General features: G+C 40.1%; 17 protein-coding genes. 15 read left to right on the forward strand and 2 right to left on the reverse strand.

Annotated elements, in window-relative coordinates; translation table 11 throughout:
* The first annotated feature begins 10 nt into the window (after positions 1-10).
* The 4 genes from ACXACJ_RS06595 to ACXACJ_RS06610 all read left to right on the forward strand — a co-directional run bounded on the left by ACXACJ_RS06595 (position 11) and on the right by ACXACJ_RS06610 (position 4,853).
* Positions 11-2,035 (forward strand): tetratricopeptide repeat-containing sensor histidine kinase, encoded by a 2,025-nt coding sequence (locus ACXACJ_RS06595; protein ID WP_475133550.1) that lies wholly within the window; start codon positions 11-13, stop codon positions 2,033-2,035.
* Positions 2,013-2,657, forward strand: a complete 645-nt coding sequence (locus tag ACXACJ_RS06600) for a response regulator (RefSeq protein ID WP_475133551.1) — start codon at positions 2,013-2,015, stop codon at positions 2,655-2,657. The genes ACXACJ_RS06595 and ACXACJ_RS06600 overlap by 23 nt, the downstream gene beginning before the upstream one ends.
* Positions 2,658-2,736: 79 nt before the next feature.
* A complete protein-coding gene (locus ACXACJ_RS06605; protein ID WP_475133552.1) occupies positions 2,737-3,711 on the forward strand; it encodes a caspase family protein in 975 nt (324 codons plus the stop codon).
* 101 nt (positions 3,712-3,812) lie between these two features.
* Positions 3,813-4,853 carry an ion channel gene (locus tag ACXACJ_RS06610; protein WP_475133553.1) on the forward strand — a complete coding sequence of 347 codons (1,041 nt, stop codon included), beginning with the start codon at positions 3,813-3,815 and terminating at the stop codon, positions 4,851-4,853.
* 212 nt (positions 4,854-5,065) lie between these two features.
* Here ACXACJ_RS06610 and ACXACJ_RS06615 read toward each other — a convergent pair whose 3' ends face one another.
* Positions 5,066-6,007, reverse strand: coding sequence for a hypothetical protein (locus ACXACJ_RS06615; RefSeq protein WP_475133554.1), 942 nt, complete (start codon positions 6,005-6,007; stop codon positions 5,066-5,068).
* Positions 6,008-6,214: 207 nt separating this feature from the next.
* Between ACXACJ_RS06615 and ACXACJ_RS06620 the strand changes: the two genes are divergently transcribed.
* The 11 genes from ACXACJ_RS06620 (at position 6,215) to ACXACJ_RS06670 (ending at position 21,745) form a co-directional block, all read left to right on the forward strand.
* Positions 6,215-9,460: a SusC/RagA family TonB-linked outer membrane protein gene (locus ACXACJ_RS06620; RefSeq protein WP_475133555.1), complete on the forward strand. Its 3,246-nt coding sequence runs from the start codon at positions 6,215-6,217 to the stop codon at positions 9,458-9,460.
* A 21-nt stretch (positions 9,461-9,481) separates the two neighbouring features.
* Positions 9,482-10,900 carry a SusD/RagB family nutrient-binding outer membrane lipoprotein gene (locus tag ACXACJ_RS06625; protein ID WP_475133556.1) on the forward strand — a complete coding sequence of 473 codons (1,419 nt, stop codon included), beginning with the start codon at positions 9,482-9,484 and terminating at the stop codon, positions 10,898-10,900.
* A gap of 13 nt (positions 10,901-10,913) precedes the next feature.
* Positions 10,914-11,693 carry a hypothetical protein gene (locus ACXACJ_RS06630; RefSeq protein ID WP_475133557.1) on the forward strand — a complete coding sequence of 260 codons (780 nt, stop codon included), beginning with the start codon at positions 10,914-10,916 and terminating at the stop codon, positions 11,691-11,693.
* Complete coding sequence (locus ACXACJ_RS06635) at positions 11,686-13,158, forward strand: SLC13 family permease (protein ID WP_475133558.1); 1,473 nt, start codon at positions 11,686-11,688, stop codon at positions 13,156-13,158. The genes ACXACJ_RS06630 and ACXACJ_RS06635 overlap by 8 nt, the downstream gene beginning before the upstream one ends.
* Before the next feature lie 33 nt (positions 13,159-13,191).
* The gene (locus ACXACJ_RS06640) at positions 13,192-15,033 is read left to right on the forward strand and encodes a lamin tail domain-containing protein (protein WP_475133559.1); all 1,842 of its coding nucleotides are present in this window, start codon (positions 13,192-13,194) and stop codon (positions 15,031-15,033) included.
* Between the two features lie 118 nt (positions 15,034-15,151).
* The gene (locus ACXACJ_RS06645; protein ID WP_475133560.1) at positions 15,152-16,540 is read left to right on the forward strand and encodes an Ig-like domain-containing domain; all 1,389 of its coding nucleotides are present in this window, start codon (positions 15,152-15,154) and stop codon (positions 16,538-16,540) included.
* Between the two features lie 272 nt (positions 16,541-16,812).
* The gene (locus tag ACXACJ_RS06650) at positions 16,813-17,436 is read left to right on the forward strand and encodes a 3-keto-disaccharide hydrolase (RefSeq protein WP_475133561.1); all 624 of its coding nucleotides are present in this window, start codon (positions 16,813-16,815) and stop codon (positions 17,434-17,436) included.
* Between the two features lie 61 nt (positions 17,437-17,497).
* Entirely contained in the window at positions 17,498-18,247 is a 750-nt protein-coding gene (locus ACXACJ_RS06655) for a 3-keto-disaccharide hydrolase (RefSeq protein ID WP_475133562.1), read from the forward strand.
* Positions 18,248-18,264: 17 nt separating this feature from the next.
* Positions 18,265-19,593: a Gfo/Idh/MocA family protein gene (locus tag ACXACJ_RS06660; protein WP_475133563.1), complete on the forward strand. Its 1,329-nt coding sequence runs from the start codon at positions 18,265-18,267 to the stop codon at positions 19,591-19,593.
* A 363-nt stretch (positions 19,594-19,956) separates the two neighbouring features.
* Positions 19,957-20,280, forward strand: a complete 324-nt coding sequence (locus tag ACXACJ_RS06665; RefSeq protein WP_475133564.1) for a GIY-YIG nuclease family protein — start codon at positions 19,957-19,959, stop codon at positions 20,278-20,280.
* Positions 20,281-20,947: 667 nt separating this feature from the next.
* Positions 20,948-21,745 carry a M90 family metallopeptidase gene (locus tag ACXACJ_RS06670; protein WP_475133565.1) on the forward strand — a complete coding sequence of 266 codons (798 nt, stop codon included), beginning with the start codon at positions 20,948-20,950 and terminating at the stop codon, positions 21,743-21,745.
* On the opposite strand, the gene ACXACJ_RS06675 is transcribed toward ACXACJ_RS06670, so the two are convergent.
* On the reverse strand, positions 21,742-22,950 hold the full coding sequence (locus ACXACJ_RS06675) for a DUF763 domain-containing protein (protein ID WP_475133566.1): 1,209 nt from the start codon (positions 22,948-22,950) through the stop codon (positions 21,742-21,744). The two genes, ACXACJ_RS06670 and ACXACJ_RS06675, sit on opposite strands and share 4 nt — an antisense overlap.
* Positions 22,951-23,030: the final 80 nt, after the last annotated feature.

The raw sequence follows: 23,030 nt of genomic DNA on the forward strand, positions 1-23,030 counted from the left end.
AACCCTCTTGATGGGAGCAAAAGATGATTCTATAAGGTGTGAAATCCTTAATGAGCTTGCGTGGCAGCTTAGAATTAAATCGCCCAAAGAGGCCTTGCAATATGCTGAAGATGCTATTGACCTCTCCTTCAAAATCAGTCAACCCCTAATAAGAGCTACTTCGCTTAATCGAGCAGGCGAAGTGAGGCGTTTGCAAAATGAACCGCTAAAGGCAATTCCATTATTTAAAGAGGCACTATCCATTGAAAGGGCAGAAAATCATAAATATGGAATAGGAAGAGCGCTTGGCCAGCTAACCCAATTGCATATTGATATTGGTGAATATGATGAAGCACTTGGTTTTGGGGAAGAGGCCATCACCACGTTTAAAGGCATAAACAATCTAAGAAGTGAAGCTAGAGCCTTACAAAGGCAGGCCATAGCATATTATTCCAAAGGGAATTATGATAAAGCCATTTATTATAATGAACTCACTTATAACAAAGCACTCGAAATTGGTGATGAACGATTAATGGCTTCTTCAAAGTTGGTTTTGGGAGACATCTATTCATTGCTTGGACTATACTCAAAGTCCTTTACCAATTATAACTCTGCTCTCGACTTTTATAATCGTGAAAAGGATTTATTAGAAGTAGCGAAAGTAGAAACGAATATTGGATTGAATTACATCAAGCTGGACTCTTTAGATAAAGCTAGTTTTTGGCTCGAAAAAAGCCTTAACTCCAAAATTGAGCAAGGGAAAGGAGATGTGTTTCATAACTACAACAATTTGGCTTTGGTTTCTGAAAAGAGAGGAGACTTTTTGGAAGCGCATTCACTTTACCGAAGAGCATTAGAAATAAAAATAGGTTCTAGCGACCATAAGAGTTTATCATTGGCTTATTATAACCTTGGTAATATCTATAACCATTTAAGCAAGGAAGATAGCGCTTTATTCAATTTAGAAACAGCTCTTGCCTATGCCGAAAAAGCCCAGTATCCATTTCTCCAGAAAAAGCTTTATTGGGAACTTATTAAACTTTACACAAAGTTTGAAATGCCCTCAAAAGCCAAAATGTTCATTGGTAAGTATCAGGAAATTCAAAAAAACACGACAGAGGAGCTTCAAGAAACACTAAGATCGGCTGACAAATTTGAAGATCAGAAGGTTCAAAATGAATTATTGAAGAAAGATACATTGATTAAGCAATCGGAACTGGCAACCCAAAAGACGATTAATTATGCCCTTGTGATTGGAGTTTTGCTACTATCGGCTCTCTTTTTTTACATGTTCATAAATCTTAAGCTTAAAAAGGACAAAGAATTAAGCGAACAAGCAGCAAAAATCAGTCAACAGCAAGTAGAAGAGCTTCTACAGAAGCAAGAACTGGCCACTTTTTCGGCCATGATATCTGGTCAAGAAAAGGAGCGAAACCGAATTGCCAGAGATCTGCATGATAGATTAGGGAGTATGCTTTCTATGGTGAAACTGCATTTTAAGTCTGTAGAAAGCGAAATAAAGGTTCTTCAAGAAAGAAATTTGGAGCAATACGCGAAGGCAAATACCTTACTGGATGAAGCTTGTGATGAGGTTAGAAAAGTTGCCCATGATATGATTTCTGGTGTGTTGGTTGAATTTGGCTTAGTTGAAGCATTGAACGATTTAAAGTCAGCCGTAGAAAGTACAGGAAAGCTCAAAATCAATTTGGTTGCCATTGGCTTAGAAAAACGTCTCGATTACAATTACGAAATCAATATTTATCGAATGATTCAGGAATTATTGAGTAATACTTTAAAGCATGCCGAAGCAAGCGAAATGAATCTTCAGGTTTTCAAAAAGAAAACGAGCATAAACATAATAGTTGAAGATAATGGAGTGGGTTTTTCAACTAACAAAAGAAATCAGGCAGCCGGCATAGGTTTGCAGAATGTAGAAAATAGAGTGGAGAGTTTAGGTGGTGAAATTAGCATTGATTCCGATAAAGGAGCAGGCACCACTATAACAATCGATATACCTTTTAATAACAAGTCAAATGATCAAGGTACTTTTAGCTGATGATCACCAGATTGTACTGGACGGTCTAAGATTGATGTTGGATAAAGAAGCCAATATTAATGTTGTAGGAATGGTAAATAACGGGGCAGAGGTCCTCAATTTTCTTAGGTCTAATTCTGTAGATATTGCGATTGTAGATTTGAAGATGCCTAAAATGAATGGCATTGAAGTAATTGAACATATTGTAAAGGAGTACCCCAAAATATATACCCTGGTTTTGAGTATGCACAATGAACAAGCTTTCATAAAAAAGTTGATAGAAGTTGGGGTGAATGGGTATATTCTAAAGAATAAGGGTCAAGAAGAACTTGTAGAGGCAATTAACGATATAGCTGAGGGCAAACCGTATTTTGGAAAGGAAGTAACTCAAAAGCTGATTGAACAGATCAAATCTGATGCTCAGAAAAAGGTCGATGATCACCCTCCATTAACAAGAAGAGAGAAGGAAGTACTTAAGCTTATTGCAGATGGACACACTACACCGCAAATTTCAGAACTCCTTTTCATTGCCCATAGTACCGTAGAGACACATCGTAGAAATTTGATCGATAAGCTTGGTGTAGATAATTCTACCAAGGGCTTGATAAAGTGGGCACTTCAAAATCAAGAAGCCTTACAGTAGTCAGTTCTGACTAGTCTAAATAGTGGGTTTCAGCTATGGTTTCCAATAACTCTGAATAGGATATTGGAAGCAAAAAAAGATGAGAAGAGCACTTTTAGTAGGTATTAATCATTATGATTTTAGCCCCTTGGCGGGATGCATTGAAGATGCCAAGGAAGTAAAGCAGTTATTAGATAATCATGAGGATGGATCGCCAAATTTTGATTGTGATCTCATGATTTCACAGGAAGACAACGAGCATCCAGGTTTTATCACGAGATATCGGCTCAGAAGAAAAATTCATAGTTTATTTTCAAACGAGGCCGATGTGGCTTTACTCTACTTTTCAGGCCATGGCGGGCAAAATGATTTTGGTGGATATCTAATTACTCAAGATGCTATTCAATTTGACGAGGGAGTTTCCATTAACGAAATTCTGATAATGGCCAATAAATCTAGAGTAAGAGAAATTGTGATCATTTTGGACTGTTGCTACAGTGGGAATTTTGGGAACGACCCAATGGATAATGGAAAGAAGACCTTACTCAGAGAAGGGGTTTCTATATTAACATCAAGTCGAAGTTATCAGCCATCAAAAGAAAAGAACGGAAGAGGGGTTTTCACTAGAATAATATGCGAAGCAATTGACGGTGAAGCTGCGGATTTATTAGGAAAAGTGGATGTTGCCAGTATTTATCAATATTCTGATCAAGTACTGTCTTCTTGGGAGCAAAGACCTATTTTTAAAACACATGCCTCAACTATGATTTCGGTTCGAAATTGCCAACCCAGAGTGCATCGGAATATTTTGAGATTACTGCCTTCCTATTTTTCCGAAGAAAACTCAACGCTACAATTGAGCAAAGAGCATTTGATTGGAGATGAGCCTTCAAACCCTAAAAAGGAACTCGAATTCTCTCATTTGCAAATGTATCTCAGCGCTGGTTTGGTAACACCATCCGACCATAAAGATCAGGGAAGACAAATGAGTGAGATAGCGAAGGAAGAGAAACACTGTGAACTGACAAAGCTTGGGCAATACTATTGGAAACTTGCAGGCTTAGGTAGGCTTTAACTAGTTGTTAATTTATTTTTTGCTGATGCTTTTAAGAACATAGTAGATCATCAAAGGTTATTACCTATGAAATCTCTTCGATTAGGGTCGATTCAACCAAGATGAACTACATTTCTTTTAGTGCTGGCGTTTTGTTGCTCATCATTACCGCCACAGATTTGATTAGAACTGCTCTTTCAGTGAATGGAGCTGGATTTATAACAAGAAGGTTGTCTAAAGCCATTTGGAAAATGCTTTTGGCCATTAACCGGAATCTTGGCCAGAAGAAAATTCTGGAAATGGGAGGAGCCATGATTCTGATTTCTATTTTGATAACCTGGCTTCTTTTGATTTGGACAGGTGCTAGTCTCATGTTTATCAGTCAGCCTGATGATTTGATGAATGTGGAAACTAATACTCAAGCATCAATCATCAGCAAGATTTTCTATACTGGCTATACACTTTCAACTTTAGGTTTGGGAGATATGGAACCTGATGGGGCTTATTGGGAAGTGCTAACTGCTGTTCTTTCTTTCGCTGGGTTGATTTTGCTATCCATTGCCGTTACTTATTTGATTCCTGTGGTTTCTGCTGAAATAGAAAAGCGCAGAATCAGCGTATTTATTACCACATTGGGCTGTTCTGTTCAGGAAATCCTAACCAATTATTGGAATGGGGAGAATTTTAAATCGCTTGAAACTCCTTTTTCAGAGCTTACCAAAATGATAATTCTGCACAGTCAGAATCACAAAGCTTATTCCGTGCTTCATTTCTTTCATACATCGAATAAAAAGGAAGCTTTTGTGCTCAATATTACCAATTTGGATGAAGCACTTACCATTTTGCTTCACCATGTATCGGATAGTGTGAAGCCCGAATACAACATTTTAATTGGTTTGAGAAAAGCCATATCGAGTTATTTGGTCACGCTTCCTTCTGCTTTTGTGACACCATCTGATGAAGTTCCGCCAGTTCTAAAATTGAGTGAGCTCGAAGATATGGGCGTGCCAATTGAATATGGAGAAAAAGTAGATGTGGAATATGAAAATCTTACTTCTAGAAGAAGGCTTCTGCTCTCCTTAATCAAAGATGACGGTTGGGAGTGGGAAGACTTAGAGGCCGGAAGTTATGATCATGAACTCAGCATGATTAAACCCATTTAAATGCCCGGTACACAGGTGTTCTTAATGAATTGATTTTTCAGAACATAAGTCTTTGTGTAGTCTACAGAAAAACGGCTTGTCGTCATTTGACAGTCGAAACTGATCTGATCGCCTTCGGAAATAAGGTTGAAGTCGTCTTTAGGCAACTCTGCAAAATCACATGAAATGGGACGAGAAAAATCTTCAAGTCTATTGGCTATAATAGCGTTTACCTAAGTCAAAGCATCTTTCATTAAGCTTTCTGAGGAAAACTCATTTCTTAGAATTTCTTCCGAAACAAACTCCACATCGCGACCAATCACTTTTCCACTTCGGTTAATGCCTACCGAATCAAGATTGAATTCATTTCTAAAGAATGTGTGAATCACCGCTAACCTTACAAAAGTATTGTCGCTTTCAAAATCCAATTCTTGGTAAGAAGGCTTCAACTTTGAAGAATTTGAAGAAACCATAAAAGAGTCTATTGGAAGTTCACGTTTGTCGTACCATATTTCATGACGCTGATACTCATAAGCTTCAATAACATCGCCTTCAGCACTTTTTTCGCTCATACAGCGCGCATACATATTCACTTCCGTGGCGAGGTAATGAAAGCCATTTCTTTCTCTGAAAAACGGGATTTTATAAGGTTGCTGAAGTTCCCATTTGCCTTGGTATTTGTAGCAGGGGTAGGAGCAATCGGAGGGCAGATCGTCTAATTCTACAAATGGATTTACAAAAGGAGTTTCAAAACTCCATTTCAACATGCCGTCTCTGTATTGAAGCTCGTCTTGAGCCATTTTAGGCTCTTTGGTTTGTTGGTAAATAAAAAATACCGCGATAAATGCTGTAAAGGCAATAGCAAAGAATAGAATAGGCTTATTTCCGCGGCCATTTTTAGCTTGGTTGGGCGAACCATCTTTCTCCTTATAAATAGAAAGTTCTTCTTCTAAAGAAATCAGCTTTAGAATTCGATCTGTGTTCTGGAGAGCTCGATCGTATTCACCTTCAGTAGCACTAGAATTGATAAGTCGGGAAAACTGTGCATCGCTATATCCGAGTTTCCTTGATATTTCAGAATTGCTAGCATTTTTAAAACGCTTCAATTCAGAATCAAACTCCCCGAAGAGCTGCCCTAGTTTTTCTACAAATTCCTGATACTTATCAATAGCCATTCAGCGTGTTATTTTCAATTTAACATTTGTTGAAATCCATTAAAATTCATTGAAATAGAATATAATTCCATGAATCAACAGAAAACAAAATTATGTTTCGTAAGATGCAAACGATTGCCGGTGTAGATTTCTACATCACTTTTTTAAACCAGTGCATCTTTTGGTTCAAAGGATGAAGTTAAAATTTTAAGAAACAAATAATTCTATATGATCAGGTTTTCTAAACTCATAATGTTTTGCCTTTTCTGTTTTTTTACGCAACAGGGCTTTGGGCAAATCAAAGTAACCGGAAAAGTAATTGACGAAACGGGTCAGCCAATGTCCAGTGTTTCCATTTTAGAAGTGGGCACTGGAAACGGAACCGTTTCGGGTTTAGATGGTGCTTATTCCATCGTAGTGCAAAATGAAAGTTCAATTTTAAGATTCTCATTTTTAGGATTCAAAACAGTAACTCAAACTATTGGTAACCGAACAGAAGTGAATGTAACCATGGTTGAGGCCATCTCAGAATTGGAAACTGTAGTGGTAACAGCTTTGGGGCAAACGGCCAATAAGGATAATTTGGGTTACGCCAATTCAACGGTAGATGGAGGATCGGTTACCAAAGCCGCAGAACCTACTTTATTGAATAGCCTTTCGGGGAAAGTTTCAGGCGTACGGATTTCCAGAACTTCTGGCGACCCAGGAGCCGGTGCTTTTATCCAGATTCGCGGTTTGTCCAGTATTACACGAAACAGCCAGCCATTGATAATTGTAGATGGTGTGCCTATAAGCAATGATGTTCGTGGGGATGGCGGAACAGGAGGTGTGAGCAATGAATCACGCTTAAACGACCTTAATCCTAATGACATTGAAAGCATGTCCGTTTTAAAAGGAGCTTCTGCTGCCGCACTTTGGGGAACCAAGGCTTTGGGTGGCGTGATTTACATTACAACGAAGAAAGGTGATTTCAATAAAAAGCTGAGCATCGCTTACAGAGTTAGCTATTCGCTAGATCAAATCAGCCGAAAATATCCTTTGCAAACAGCTTATGGCCAAGGCGATAACGGAATTTATAACCAAACTGCCCGTGATTCATGGGGCGATAAAATTTCAGATCGGTCAGGAGGATTAGATGAATTCAATACCTCAGGTCAGTTTTTCGTAGGCCAGAATGGCGTGACTTATTATCCCATCAATCAAAAGAATTCACAAACCATTTATGACGATCAGAATTTCGATCAGGTGTTTCAAAATGGTCAGTTCATCGAAAACAATTTGAGCCTAAGCGCTGGTAACGATAATAGCCGAATCTATTTCAGTTTAAGCGATATGGATCAACAAGGTTTGATTCGTAATAATTCTGATTATCGAAGAACAACCGCCAGAATCAATGCGGAATACCTGCTTTCTAAAAACGTAAGCTTAACGGCCAACACCACTTATGCTCGAACTTCTTCCAACAAGATTTTAAAGGGAGCTTCTTCTTCAGGTTTTTACTTGGGTTTATTGAGAACTCCAGCCGATTTCGATCAGTCGGGTTATAGAGGCGATTATTATGCTAGTAGCAACTCCGCACCAGTTTCAAATCGTCACAGATCTTACAGAGAACCACTTGGAGCCGATAACACAGCGGTATATAACAACGCTCTTTGGACGATCAATGAGCAAGAGAATTTGGCGAACAACGATCGTTTCATCACCAATTTTACCTTAACTGCCGATCCAACCACTTGGTTGAATTTGAAAGCCCGAGTTGGTTTAGATCATTATACTGAAAGAAGGGAATCTTTCTTTACGCCAGGTTCAGCAGCAGGTGCTTACAGTTCTGGTTTGTTTGGAAGGGAGATGGCTTCCAACACCATTTTCAATATGGATTACATTGCCACAGCAACCAAAACCTTCAACGAAAATTTCAACGGTTCACTTTTGGTAGGCGTGAATTATAACGCAACAAAACGCGAAACCAGCGGAAGCGAAATCACCAATTTTATTCTCTTCACCGATGTGAACAGCACAGTAAGAGACATTGATAATGCATTTCCTGAAAACAGAAGTGTGAGTAGCACTTTCGGACAAGAAAGAACAGCTGCGATTTACACTTCAGCTAATTTTTCAGCTTACGACATGCTGTATTTCAGTGGTTCGTTAAGAGCGGAAAAGGCTTCTACTTTTGGAGATGTTTCCAACAAGCCTTTCTATTTCCCTTCTGCTTCTTTGGCTTGGCAATTTACCAAATTGGATGCCCTTCAAACACAAGCCATGACTTTCGGGAAACTTCGTTTCTCTTATGGAGAAGTAGGGGTTCAACCTGCAAGGTATAACACAACCAATGTGTTTGTTTCGCCAACCTATAGCGATGAATGGGGTGGAGGATTAGGTTTAGGTTTCTATGGAAATGGTGGTTTTGTGCCTAGCACAAACCGTGGCAATTCAAGCTTAAAACCAGAAAGAAAGAAGGAAACCGAGATTGGTTTAGATCTTCGTTTTCTTAACGATAGATTAAGTTTCAGTGGAACTTATTATCACAATACAACCAGCGATGTGCTCTTGAATTTCCCGATAGCCAACTCAAGAGGTTATGACGAAATTTATGCGAATGGCGCTGAAATCAGCAATAAAGGAGCGGAATTAGATTTGGGTTACACCATTATTCAAAAGCAAGACTTTAGCTGGCAAGCCAATGTAATTTGGAGCAAAAACAAGAACAGGGTGGAAGACCTTGTTGGTGTTCAGTCTATCGAATTGGGAGGTTTGGCTGCAGTAAATGCAAGAGCGGTTGAAGGCCATGCCATTGGCGTGCTTTGGGGTTCTAGAACCTTGAGAGATGAAAATGGAAACATTGTTTACGATGAAAATGGCTTCCCAGAACAAGATCAAACAGAAGGAATTATCGGTGACCCAAACCCTGATTGGCAAGGAAGTATTGTAACTCAAGTGAACTACAAAAACTGGTCGCTTTCAGCCCTTTTTGAAACCTATCAAGGAGCTGATATTTATGCAGGTACCAAATCAGTGTTAGCTGACTTAGGCCGTTGGGTAAGCACTGGCAATGAAGTAACGGCCAACCAAAACCTACTAGACTACAACGGAAACCTAATTCCGATAGGAACCACATTTAGGGGTAGTGTTTATGATTTCGGAGCTGGTCCTGTGGCCTTAACCGAGCCATGGTATAATGGTGACGGAGGATATTTCAGCGGTGGAAATGATGAGCTTTATATTGAAGACGGATCATGGACAAGGCTGCGTGAATTAACACTTTCGTACCGTTTGAAGCCCATTTGGTTAAAGAAAATCGGGGTGAAATCGGCTTCGCTTTCTGCAACGGGTCGTAACCTGTTTATCTGGACCAAATTTGAAGGAAACGACCCAGATACCAACCTTACCGGTGTAGGTTCTGCTCGCGGAATCGACTACTTCAATAATCCGGGAACCAAGTCTTATGTGTTCACCCTAACGGCTACATTCTAATTGTTCAAAAAGAAGATGACGATGAAAAAGATATATTTTATCATACTTACAGCCCTTTTTGCTTTCTCTTGTGAAGACATGTTTGAGGGTATCAATAATGACCCAAACAATCCTACCAGTGCGCCTTACGGAAATATTCTTACCGGGGCAGAAGTGGGGAATATTGTGCTTCAAACTGGTGAAACAGCGCGTAGAGCAGGTATTTTTGCGGGTTACTATACAGGGATTGATCGCCAGCATCAAGGTTATAGCCAATACACCGTAACTACGAGTGACTTCAACAATATTTGGGACGATGCCTTTGTCAATGCTTTGAGAAATGCCAGAGTAGCTATGCAAACCGCTGAAGAGGCTGGTGTTTCAGGTGTGGCTATTGGAATTACTCAAGCACTTCAGGCCATGGCTTTCGGAACGGCAACCAGCCTTTATGGTGATATTCCTTTCGATGAAGCGGTTTTCGAAGTAGAAAACCCAACTTATGAAGACCAAATTACGGTTTATGGAAAAATTCAAGCACTGCTCGATGATGCCATTGTGAACTTGCAAGCAGGAACAGGCCGCCCAACCACAGGTTCTGATGTGTATTTGGATGGAGATGCCCAGAAGTGGATTCAAGTGGTTTATACGCTAAAGGCGCGCTATTTTATGCATACCAAAGAATATGGGAATGCATATGCAGCAGCTCAAAAAGGAATAAACGCCCAAGCTAATGGGTTATATGCTCCTCATGGAACAGGTCAAGATGAATCAAATTTGACCTACCAGTTTTTTGCGATTTATTCCCGCGCAGCGGATTTAATTGTTTCCGATTTCATGACAAGCCTTGTGGCACCAGAAGCTGGTTTAAGCCCTGATTTCTCGAATTATAGAGGGAATGCAAAAACCAATGAAGCAGGCCGGTATGGTTTCTATTTCCAAGTGAAAGGCGTGGGCGTTCAGCCTAATACTGTTGATGGTATTGGTGCGCAAACCGCCTCAGCTGCTTTAGTTACTTATGAAGAAAATATGCTGATTTTGGCTGAAGCTGGTTTCAGGTCACAAAACTTTAATACGGGTTTACAGCATTTGAACGACTTCAGAACTTATATGGATGCTGGTGGATATTTGACAAACGCCAACGCTGCCAACGTGCAATATGATGCTTACGATGCTGCGGACTTCACCAACGGTGGAATCGAAAATCAAGATAATATTTCTGCTGATGATGCTTTGCTTCGCGAAATTCTGGAAGAAAGATATATCACGCTTTTCGGTCAGGTAGAAGGTTTCAACGATACCCGAAGAACAGAAAATGAGTTGGTTGTCCGAGTGCCAGTTCAGCCTAATGTAGGCAATCAGTTGCCGCAGAGGTTCATTTATCCTCAATCCGAAATCGACAGAAACAGTAACGTTCCTAACCCTATTCCAAACTTCTTTGAACCTACCAAGGTCAATCAATAATTAGATTTTATACATGAATAGCAATCGTAGAAAATGGATTAGCCAGATTTTTCTTCTGGCAATCCTTTTACTTCCGACTTCTCTTTTCTCGCAAGCAAAACAAGATACCATTCGAGTGTTGTTTGTGGGGAATAGTTATACCTACTTCTGGAATTTACCTCAACTCGTAATGGCCATGGGCGAATCACAGGGGGTGCCAATTATCGCTCGGCAATCAACCGTTGGCGGAAGCAATTTGGAGCAGCATTGGAAGCGGGAAAGAGAAACCAAAACCCGTGATTTATTGGAAAGCGGAGAATGGGATTATGTGGTAATGAACAACCATAGTTTGAGCACCATTGACACTCCTGAAGATTTTGATACTTACGGAAAATTGTTTGCGGAATTAATCAAATCAAAAGGGGCCAAGCCTGTGTTCTATATGACTTGGGCACGAAAGGGAAAACCTGAAATGCAGCATACAATAACCAAAGGCTACGAAACTTTGGCCAAAAACACTCATTCTAATGTGGTTCCGGTAGGTGAACTGTGGATGAAGTCTCTTAAAACCAGACCCGATGTGGATTTATATTTTGCTGACGGCAGTCACCCTTCTCCTTATGGAACCTACTTCAATGCGTTGGCTTTTTTCAAATTCTTAACAGGAAAACAAACCGCAGATATTCCTCATAGGCTTACCAGAACCGATAAAGATGGAGAAACCATGTATTTGGCCATAATGCCAGAAGATTTAGCGGATTACTTTCAAGAATTGGTAGATGCTGCCGATATAAAAGAAGTTACTTATGAGTGAAAAACGTAAATGGTTGTCACTCGCGCTGGGACCTTTGGTTTTCATCATTTTGGAAATCATCGGTAGACCAGAATCAATGTCGGTGAGTGCGTATCATCTTTTGGCTATTACCTGTTGGATTGCCATTTGGTGGGTAACTGAGGCCATACCTATTGCGGTTACGGCATTGTTGCCTATCATTCTTTTCCCGGTTTTTAACGTGATGGACTTAGCCACTACAACGGCTTCATTTGGTCACAAATATGTATTTCTCTACGTGGGCGGCTTCATTATTGCCATTGCCATCGAAAAATGGGGACTGCATAAACGTATTGCGCTTACCATCATCAATGCTATAGGGACCAACATGGTAAATATCATTTTGGGCTTTATGCTGGCCACGGCTTTTCTATCTATGTGGATTTCCAACACGGCAACTTCTGTAATGATGCTGCCTATTGGTATGGCCATTGTAAGCCAGTTGGATGAAAGTGCAATGGTAGACAAAAAGGTTTCCGGTCTTTTCGGAAAAGCCTTGATGCTGGCTATTGCATATAGTGCATCCATTGGCGGAATGGCTACTTTAATTGGTACGCCTCCAAATCTTGTACTTGTGGGCGTGGTAGAAGAAACCTACGGAGTGGAAATTTCATTTCTTCAATGGTTCAAGTTTGGTTTCCCAGTTTCCATTGTACTGCTTTTTGTGTGTTGGAAATACTTAACCAAATATGCATTTAAGCTTAAGAAAGCTGAATTTCCAGGAGGAAAGCAAGAGATAAGTCGACTGCTAAAAGAGCTCGGTAAACTTAGCAAGGAAGAAAAGGCCGTTTTAGTGGTTTTCATAGCAACAGCGTTCTGCTGGATCACACGCAGTTTCATTCTTCAGAAATTCATTCCCGCCATTGACGATACCATCATTGCCATTATTGCTGGAGTAGCGCTTTTCATTCTGCCTTCGAGTAAAAAAGGAGAGCGAATTCTGAACTGGGAAGAGGCGGTTAAAATGCCTTGGGGTATCATTTTGCTGTTTGGTGGTGGAATGGCCTTGGCCGAAGCTTTTGGCAGTACAGGTTTAGCCCTTTGGATCGGTTCTCAGATTTCTATGGTAGATGGAATCACAATGATTCTGGTGATTTTGATTCTGGTTGCGGCTGTGAATTTCCTTACAGAATTAACTTCCAATTTGGCTACTACCGCCATGCTATTGCCCATTTTGGCACCAATGGCACTAGCCTTTAATATGAACCCTTATATGCTGATGGTTTCCGCAACATTGGCGGCTTCTTGTGCATTTATGTTGCCCGTTGCCACTCCGCCAAATGCTGTGGTTTTTGGTTCGGGATACCTTCGAATTCCGGATATGATGCGTGCGGGAGTATGGATGAATTGCATTTCCATATTCTTCATCACTTTGATGATTTACTTCCTTTTGCCGCCCTTATGGGATTTCGTACCCGATCAGTTTTCAAACCTTGTCGGTAATTAAAATTAAAAGACTCTAACGCTTAAAAATACTATCATGAAAAGCAGACAATTTAAACTAGCGATGCTTGTGTTTGCCATCCTTTTTGTGGCCATTAGTGCTTGTAAAGAAGATGATCAGCCGCCAATTTCTAACGATTTGAGAATATTGAAGGCCAATGTAAACGAACAGAATTTAAAAGATAGCCCTTCAAGAGTTGATCTGGAGGTGAGTGTAGAAATCATTTTTTCACACCCATTAAATACCGGTGCTTTAGAAAGCGCTTTGTCGTTTTCTTCTGGTGCTGGAAGTGCCAATTACAGCTTGGCATACACCAATTCCAATTCTATAGTGACTCTAAGTTCAACCGAAGAATTGGACTATGAAACGGAGTATACAATCTCACTGCCTGCAGGAACTTATGGTGTAGACGGTAATAAATTGGAAGAGAATATTTCATACACATTCACTGTCAAAGAATTTGTTCCGCCTAATGTGACTTTGACTCGCGATAAACCAAGTATTGTTGAAGCTGGGGGAATAGCTACTGTTACCGCAACTATGAGCGAGTCAGTTTCTCAAGAAGTGACTGTGACTTTGGCTTTTGCAGGTTCTGCTTCTGTTGGCGACTATTTGACGAGCGCGAACAGCATTACGATTCCTGCTGGAGAGTTAAGCGGATCGATGACCATTACCGCCATTGATGATGTTGAAATTGAAGGTTTAGAGAATGTTTCGGTTTCTATAGAAAGTGTTACGAACGCTATTGAGGCTACTCCACAAGAAGTTTCTATTGGTATTGAAGACAACGATGCTGAGGGCAAAGGCTTTATCATTAACGAAGTGCTCTTCGATCCTCCATCAGGAGATGCTGGAGACGCAAATGGCGATGGAGAAAGAAGTGCTTCTGCCGATGAATTTATTGAGTTCGTAAATGATAGCGATACGCCAGTAGATCTAAGCGGATTTACCCTATACGATGAAGACAATTTCGCTACACTTACCCCTCGCCATACTTTTGCTGAAGGAACAATTGTGCCCGCGCACGGTGTGTTTGTGCTTTTTGGTGGAGGAAATCCGACAGGAGATTTTGGAGGAGCAATGGTGGCAGCTTCAACCACAGGAAATATGAACTTGAACAACGCAGCCGATAAAATCATCATTCTGGATGCTTCTGGTAATGAATTCCTTGTTTTCGATTCAACTATTGACGGAGCAGGAATCGATTTTGGTGCAGACCAATCGGTTACGCGTTCTCCAGAAATTACGGGTGGCTTTGCGCTTCACACAGAAATCAACGCAAGTCTTCTTTTCTCACCAGGAACTAGAGCCGATGGTTCTCCAATTTTTGCGGAAAGTGGAGATTCAGGTGCAGGTTTAATCATAAATGAAGTGCTTTTCGATCCCGCTTCAGGAGATGCTGGCGATGCCAATGGAGACGGTACTCGAAGCGCTTCCGAAGATGAGTTTATCGAATTTGTAAATGATAGTAATTCTCCCATTGATTTGAGCGGTTTTACGCTTTACGATGATGATAATTTTGCCACGTTAACGCCTCGTCACACTTTCCCTAGCGGAACGATAATTCCTGCCCACGGTGTATATGTGCTCTTTGGTGGAGGTAGTCCCGCTGGCGATTTCGGAAATGCCACCGTTGCAGTTTCTACTACGGGTAACATGAACCTGAATAATGCGGCTGATAAAATCATTCTTCTAGACGCCTCTGGCAATGTTTATCTCACTTTCGATAGTGCAGTAGACGGTTTGGGAATTGATTTTGGATCTGACCAGTCAGTAACACGATCACCTGATATTACTGGAGCGTATACTTTACATCAAACCGCCAATGCCGCTTTATTATTCTCTCCAGGGAAAAAGGCAGATGGCAGTGACTTCTAATTTTAAATCGATGTCTAAACAAGAAAATTAATTAGGTAGCTAATTAAGTTAACGGAAGTTCCGACTTGTCCGGCCCAAAGGGGTCGGATGGGTTCGGAATGTTAAAGCTTATAAAAGAATGAATAGAATTTGGGAAAATAGATCGAACAACATTGTATGGATGTGTGTGTTTGTGTTGTTCACAGTGTTTGGGTGTGGAGGGAAGGATGATCCTGCGCCAAATCCATTAACCTTAATTTCCGCAAAAGTTAATGGGGCAGCGCTCTCAAATGGGGCTACTAATATTCCTGTTGAAGCTCAGTTAGAACTTGTCTTTTCAGCCACGCTCGACATTCCCAAGTTTGAAGCAGCATTTAGTTTTACCAATAATGGAAGCGAACCCAATTATCAATTAACGTATTCAAATGCTTCTTCAAAAGTGGTGATTAATGCTTCTCAATTGGCCTTCGATACCAATTATGAAGTGAAAGTGGCTGCTGGCACTATTGGGGCCAATGGTCAGTCTTTGCAAAGCGATTTGATCATATCATTTACCACAGTGGAAGATGGCACGGTCAGACAAATGGCGCCTTGTACTTCTGCTTCGCAAGATTGTTATCAAAAAGTGTCGCTTACCGATGCTTCTGAAAATTCAGGTGATTTTGGCTTTTACAGCACGTACCCAATCTATCTGGAAAATGCTGAATGGGAAAAACTGAAATACGCAATTATAGTCGTTCATGGAGCAAATCGGGATGCGAATAATTACTTCAATTTTTTGATGAATCCTTTAAATGCTGAAGCGCTTTTGGAGAGTACGATTCTCATTTCTCCAGAATTTAAAAGTAGTGAAACCGCCTCCAGTACTGATATGTATTGGGCCAACGACTGGCGAGAAGGTCAAAAATCCAACAGCTCGGCTAAAATCAGCTCTTTCGAAGCTATAGATGCTTTGATTGAAAGGCTATCGGATAAATCCGTATTCCCAGTTTTAGAGAAAATCATTGTAACTGGCCATTCATCGGGAGCATTATTCACGCAAGTTTATGGAGCTACCAATATGTCTGAAAGTACTTCAGAAGGCCTTTCTTTTGAATATGTAGTGGCGAATAGTCAATATTTCTATTATCCAGACGACCAGCGATTCAATGAAGCAAATAACCAGTTTTATGTTCCTACGGGATGTGCTACATACAATCATTGGCCACTGGGTTATGCAAACGCTCCGGCTTATGTAAACACCAGAAGTGAAACCGAAATTGATGCGAATCTCTTGGGTAGAAGCTTTACCTATTTCTTAGGAAATGGTACGCAAGCCGATCCTGCATTAAATATGAATGATTGTGGTGCTGTGCTTTTGGGCTCTTCCCGTTTTAAGAGGGGAGAACATATTTTTGCTTGGCTAGAAAGTCAGTATAGTGGTCAGCATAATTCTGCAAAAGTCGTAGTGGATGGTATTGGCCACGATGGGCAAGGCATGTATCAATCCAATGATTTTAAAACTCTCTTACAAGACTTGCTCAAATAAACATTATAATTCACTGGTGATTCAAAGTGCAAAAGGCCGTCAGTTTCTGATGGCCTTTTTGTTTTCTCGCAAAAAGCGAGTGGAAACCGATTTTGGAATATCTCGAAATTTCAAAGTGAAAATTCTTCATTGAATTTTGTTTTCCTCTGTAAGGCCAAAAGATCATTCTTTGAATATCCATTCAGTCAATTCTTTTATGGTGTCTCGGTTTATAACAAGTTATTTTTTAGATTGAGCACGGCAATTTTTTGAGCTTTCTAAATTTTAACCTAATGAATGTAAAACTTCCGCTAAGAGCATCCATTTTTTTGCTCTTCTTAGCCCTATTTCAGTTGGGCTGCAGCAAAAAATCAGACACCATAGAACTTTTTAACGGTAAAAACCTTGACGGTTGGGTGAATAATGGTGAAGAAAAATGGTATGTAGAAGATGGCGAACTGATTTGCGAAAGTGGTCCTTCTGCGCAGTATGGCTACCTTTCTACAGAAAAATTCTACGATGATTTCGAGCTTACATTAGATTTTAAACAAGAAGCCAATGGCAATAGTGGCGTGTTTATTCGCTCTACGGTAGATGGCACTATTGTAAGCGGTTGGCAGGTTGAGGTGGCACCTCCGGGAAGCCACACGGGCGGAATTTATGAGTTGTATGGTCGTGGCTGGTTAATTCAGCCTGAACCGGAAAAAGATGATGCTTTGAAGATGGGAGAGTGGAATACGATGAAGATTAGAGTGGTGGGTGATGAGATTACCTCGTGGTTGAATGGTACTGAAATGGTACATCTGGTAGATGAGAAAATTGGAGAGGGAAAAGGCGGTATTGCCTTACAAATCCACGATGGAGGCGGAATCAAAGTGCGCTGGAAAAACATCAAGCTGAAGGAAATCAGCGAATAAAATCAAGCTTAAATACTATCTCAATTTTTGATAACTATAACCGAAAACTAATACTTAAAAGATGAAAAAAACTTTTCTACTCGCCTTATGCTCTGCTGTGGTTTTTTCGTGTGGTTCTGGAAACACAAAGACAGAAGAAGCTACTACTGAAAAACCTAAAGATGATGGCTGGATTTACCTGTTCGATGGCACAACCACTGACGGATGGCGAGCATATAATGGAGATAAATTACCACCTCAATGGACGATTGATGAAGAAGGAGCCTTGACTTTCGATACAGAAAAGCGCCTTGAGGAAGACATGCAGGGTGGAAATGACATTATTTACGGGGCAGAAGAGTTCGATAATTTTGAATTGTCATTGGAATGGAAAATTCCTGAAGGAGGAAATAGCGGTATTTTCTACCATTTAAAAGAAAATGAAGAAGGCGGGCCTGCAGAAATTTCTCCTGAGTATCAATTATTGGATGATTTAAAGTGGGAAGAAATCAACAATGCCAAGTTGGAAGAATGGCAAAAAACAGGTGCTGACTACGCTATGCACGTTCCTGATACCACACAGAAAATCGTGAAACCTGCTGGTGAATGGAATACTTCAAGAATCGTTTTCACTCCAGAAAAAGTGGAGCATTGGCTAAATGGAAAGCTTTTACTTTCGTTTGTGCCTTGGTCTGACGACTGGTATGAAAGAAAAGCGGCTGGTAAATGGAAGAATTCACCGAAATACGGCTCTTTCAAAAAAGGCTATATCGGTTTACAAGACCACGACAGTCCACTTTGGTTTAAAAATATTAAGATTAGAAAGCTTTAAACTTCAATTCAGTTAAAATGAATAAAAGAGATTTTTTAAAGAACGCAGCACTAATCACAACGGCTTCGGTTTTGCCGTCTTCTGTTTGGGCTTTGGGGCCAGCCGATAAGCTAAGAACTGCCCATATTGGTGTTGGCGGAATGGGAATGGAAGATTTGAAGGCCATTTCTTCGCATCCATCGGTAGAAGTAACTGTGCTTTGCGATGTTGATGCTAATAATTTGGCGGCTGCTAAAAAGATGCATCCAAATGCGAAAACTTACAGTGATTATCGCAAAATGCTCAAAGAAATGGGTGGAAGTATAGATGCTGTTGTAGTATCAACTCCAGATCATACCCATGCGCCAGCTTCCATGATGGCCATGAACATGAACAAGCCGGTGTATTGCCAAAAACCGCTGACTTATCATGTTACAGAGGCACGCGCCATGAAAAAACTGGCTGCTGATAAGAATCTTGTAACACAAATGGGAATTCAAGTACATTCCTTTTACGATTATAAATTGGCTACTGAACTTATTCGTTCTGGAATTATCGGTAAGGTAAAAACAGTAAGAGCTTGGTCTCCGAAAAACTGGGGTTACGATGGGCCAATTCCTGAAGGCAGCGATCCGGTTCCTTCTACCTTAGATTGGAATTTATGGCTTGGGACTTCAGCTGAAAGACCTTATAAAGAAGGTTTCTACCACCCTGGGAATTGGAGAAAGATTGTCGATTATGGCTGTGGTACTTTGGGCGATATGGGTGTACATATTTTTGATACGCCTTATAATGCCTTAGCCTTGGATATTCCAAAAACGATTAGAAACCAATGTAGAAAGCCCAATGACTTTGGTTTTCCAGAACACAACATTGTGACCTACGAATTTCCAGGTACAGAATACACCACGAAGAAATTCAAATGGGTTTGGTACGATGGGGAAGGCGCACCGAAAGATCATAAGGACTTGAGATTGCCTAATGGTGATAAACTGCCCGACCAAGGAGCTATGTTTATAGGTGAAAAAGGAAGGTTGCTCTTGCCTCACTTTATGGAATTGCCAAGACATATTGTTAAGGGAGAATATCAGGAATTGGATCTGACCGATTTTCAATATGTGGGTGAACCTGTGAGAAATTATGAACAAGAGGGCAAGAAACATTACCACCAATTTGTTGATGCGTGCATGGGCAAGGCAGAAACCAGTGCGCCATTTGCATACGCTTCTCGTTTAACGGAAACTATTCTGTTAGGAACCATAGCTGGGCGTTTCCCGAATAAAAAATTGCATTGGGATAGCCAGAATGCAAGGTTTAAAGAAGAAGCTGCCAATGTTTACCTTGACTCTCAGTATCGAGATTTTTAAAAGAAACTCCTTTTATATGAAACCCCGTACTAGGTTAACCAAGTCCGGGTTTTTTTTGAACTCATTGAGTTGTCAAATTGAGTATAGCAGTGAAGGCTTTCTTGTAGAAGATTTCTCCTTGTAGTCGAAATGACGGTTAAACAGGCTTCATTTCTTTTTAATTCTTTGGTACACTTTACTGTAACAGCTAATGATCCTTTTAAAGAGATAAACTGTCTACTCTGTCATTTCGAGAGAGGAACGAACGAGAAATCTTGTACTCAATCGCAAGTGAAATTTCAATGTCCTCTGGTCAAAATGACTTTGAGTATGAATATGCCATCAAAATTAGAATAGTTTTATATTGAAATCCATTTAAATATTATGGGATGCCATGTCTACATATTGACCAATTCGACAAAATCTGTTTTGTATGTAGGTATGACTAATGATTTAGCTATTCGACTAGTTGAACATTATAATAAAAGAGGGAATCACAAATCGTTCACCGGTCGATATTATTGCTATTACCTCTTATGGTATGAATATCATCATTCGTCTTCAGGTGCGATAATGAGAGAAAAGGAAATAAAGAAATGGCGTAGAGAAAAGAAGGAGAACCTTATTAGCGAATTCAATCCAGACTGGAACTTTCTTAATAATGAGATTATCTCCTGGCCTCCAGAAGATGGTATTATTAGGTTTTAATTTTTTCTTTTCAGATTTCTCCTTTGGTCGAAATGACGGTTAAACAGGCTTCATTTCTCTTTTATACTTTGGCGGAGTTTACTACTGTAGCCAAAATGATTCTTTTAAGAAATAAACTATCTACTCTGTCATTTCGAGAGAGGAACGAAAGAGAAATCTTGTACTTAAACCCAAGCAAAATTTCAATGTATGAGATTTCTCCTTGCAGTCGAAATGACGGTTAAACAGGCTTCATTTCTTTTTAATTCTTTGGCACACTTTACTGTAACAGCTAATGATCTCTTTTAAAGAGATAAACTATCTACTCTGTCATTTCGAGAGAGGAAGGAGCGAGAAATCTTGTGCTCAATCGCAAGTAAAATTCCATCGTAGAAGATTTCTCCTTGCAGTCGAAATGACGGTTAAGCAGGCTTCATAGCTTTTTTTAATTTGGTGGACTTTACTACTGTAGCCAAAATGATTCTTTTAAGAAATAAACTATCTACTCTGTCATTTCGAGAGAGGAAGGAGCGAGAAATCTTGTGCTCAATCGCAAGCAAAATTTCAATATAGAAGATTTCTCTCGATGGTAGGAATGACCGAAACAGGATTGAATTTCAATAAGAAGCGTAAAATGATTATCCCATTATTCTAAAATTGCCTTAACTTCAGATCAGAAGATTTTTTTATGCTTAAGATTTTTATTGTTGGTGTAAGTGTGGTCGGTGGATTTTCTTTCTATTTGTTCAGAGAGCGTCTTTTTAGTCATTTTGTAAGAAAAGTGCCTATTCCTGAGGAATGGAAGGAAGTGCTAAATGCGAAAGTAGATTTTTATAAACACCTAAGTCCACTTAAGCAAAGACGATTTGAAGAAGATATACGTGAGTTTTTAGCTTCAGTGACCATTACTGGTGTAAAGGTAAACCTAACGATTGAAGATCATATTTTGGTTGCCAGCAGTGGAGTTATTCCCCTTTTTGGTTTTCCAGAATGCACTTATAAACATCTGGAGGAGGTTATTATTTACCCTTCAAATTTCAACAGCAACTTTGAATTAGACGACCCGAATGAAGCATTTTCTGGTATGGTGGGGGCGGGGATTTTAGAAAATAAAATGATTCTTTCTCAACCTGCCTTACACGCTGGATTTGAACCAGAGAGCCTAGGGCAAAATGTGGGTTTGCACGAGTTCATTCATATTTTTGACAAGGAGAATGGATTTATTGATGGAGTACCTCTTGGTTTCGAAGACAAAAGCTATGCTTTGCCATGGCTTGAGCTAATCTATTCGAAAATAGAGAAGGTAAGAGCTGGGGATTCTGAGTTCAGATCTTATGCCAGCAACAGTCAACAGGACTTTTTTGCTGTGGCAGGAGAATACTTTTTTGAAAAGCCCCATGAGCTAAAGCGTAAGCATCCCGAACTCTACAAAGGTTTGATGAAGGCGTTTAATCAAGATACGGCCGCTTTTATAAAAGAGAATTAAAACAAACTCAACTGTTCTGATTTCGGAGGAAGTGCGGGCCCATTTACGGTCATTCCGCCATGTTTGTAGCTTTCATTTCGCTCTTTTTGGATCACTTTTTCGAACATTTCTTCGTTTGGATTGAAGTTGTTTTCAAACTTTTGAGCAATGTTCGATAGGCTTTTTATCGCTTTTAGTTTTTCATAATGACCAATTTTTGATTTTTCAATTCCATTTTTCAACACGTTTATGGTTTCATCATAAACTTTCAGAGGGACTGGGAAAGGATGTCCATCTTTTCCGCCATGGGCGAAAGAAAAACGTGCAGGGTCATTAAAACGAGATGGGGTTCCATGAATAACCTCACTTACTAAAGTCAGAGATTGAATGGTTCTTGGACCAACTCCTTGTAACAAAAGTAGTTCTTGAAAATTACTGATATCTGAATCGTGAGCTAGAGCCAAAACGCTTCCCAATCTTTTTAGATCAATGTCTTTTGCGCGAACATCGTGATGAGCAGGCATGCAAATGTATCGTTGAATTTCCTTTTGGATCAATTGAGGCTTCTCTTTCGAAATGGAAATAATGGCTGCTTTGGTAGGCTCCGAAGCATTATCCGTTAGGTTGAGAATTTGTCCTTGATGGTTTCCGATTATAGAAGTGTGTGGTGAATTGAGATAGTCGTTAAATGCCTGAGAATGCCAGTGGTATCGTTTTGCATAAGCGGTTTTATCGTTCATGCCTTGCTGCACCACAGTCCAGTTTCCGTTTTTTTCGACAAAAAACGAATGAAGGTAAATGTTGAACCCATCCTGAATTGCTGTGTTGTCTACTTTGGCAGTTAAGCGACTCGATTTGGCCAGTTCGTCCCCATTCAATCCTGTTTTTAGACCGACATCAATCAGTTCTTGAGGCGTATTTCTGGAGTATTTTCCTCGGCCACCACATACGTAAATTCCCAATTCGTGCGAAATCGGATTAATGGCTCGTTTTAAGGCACCTACCACCGATGTGGTGATTCCAGAAGAATGCCAATCCATACCCATTACCGCACCTAGAGACTGAAACCAAAGCGGATCACTCATCTTTTCAATAAACGCAGTGGTTCCGTACTCAATCACTACTACCTCAGTGATAGCGCGGCCAAGTTCGGTCATGCGATTGACTAACCATTTTGGCACTGTGCCATAATGAAGAGGTAAATCAGCATGTCCTGATCGATTCATAAATCAAAATTAACTACAAAATTTAGTTTTGCTAAATTTTGTAGTTAATATAATGTAGGGTTTATTTCTAGTCAAATATT

Source organism: Roseivirga sp. AWQ4_251 (assembly GCF_056158225.1).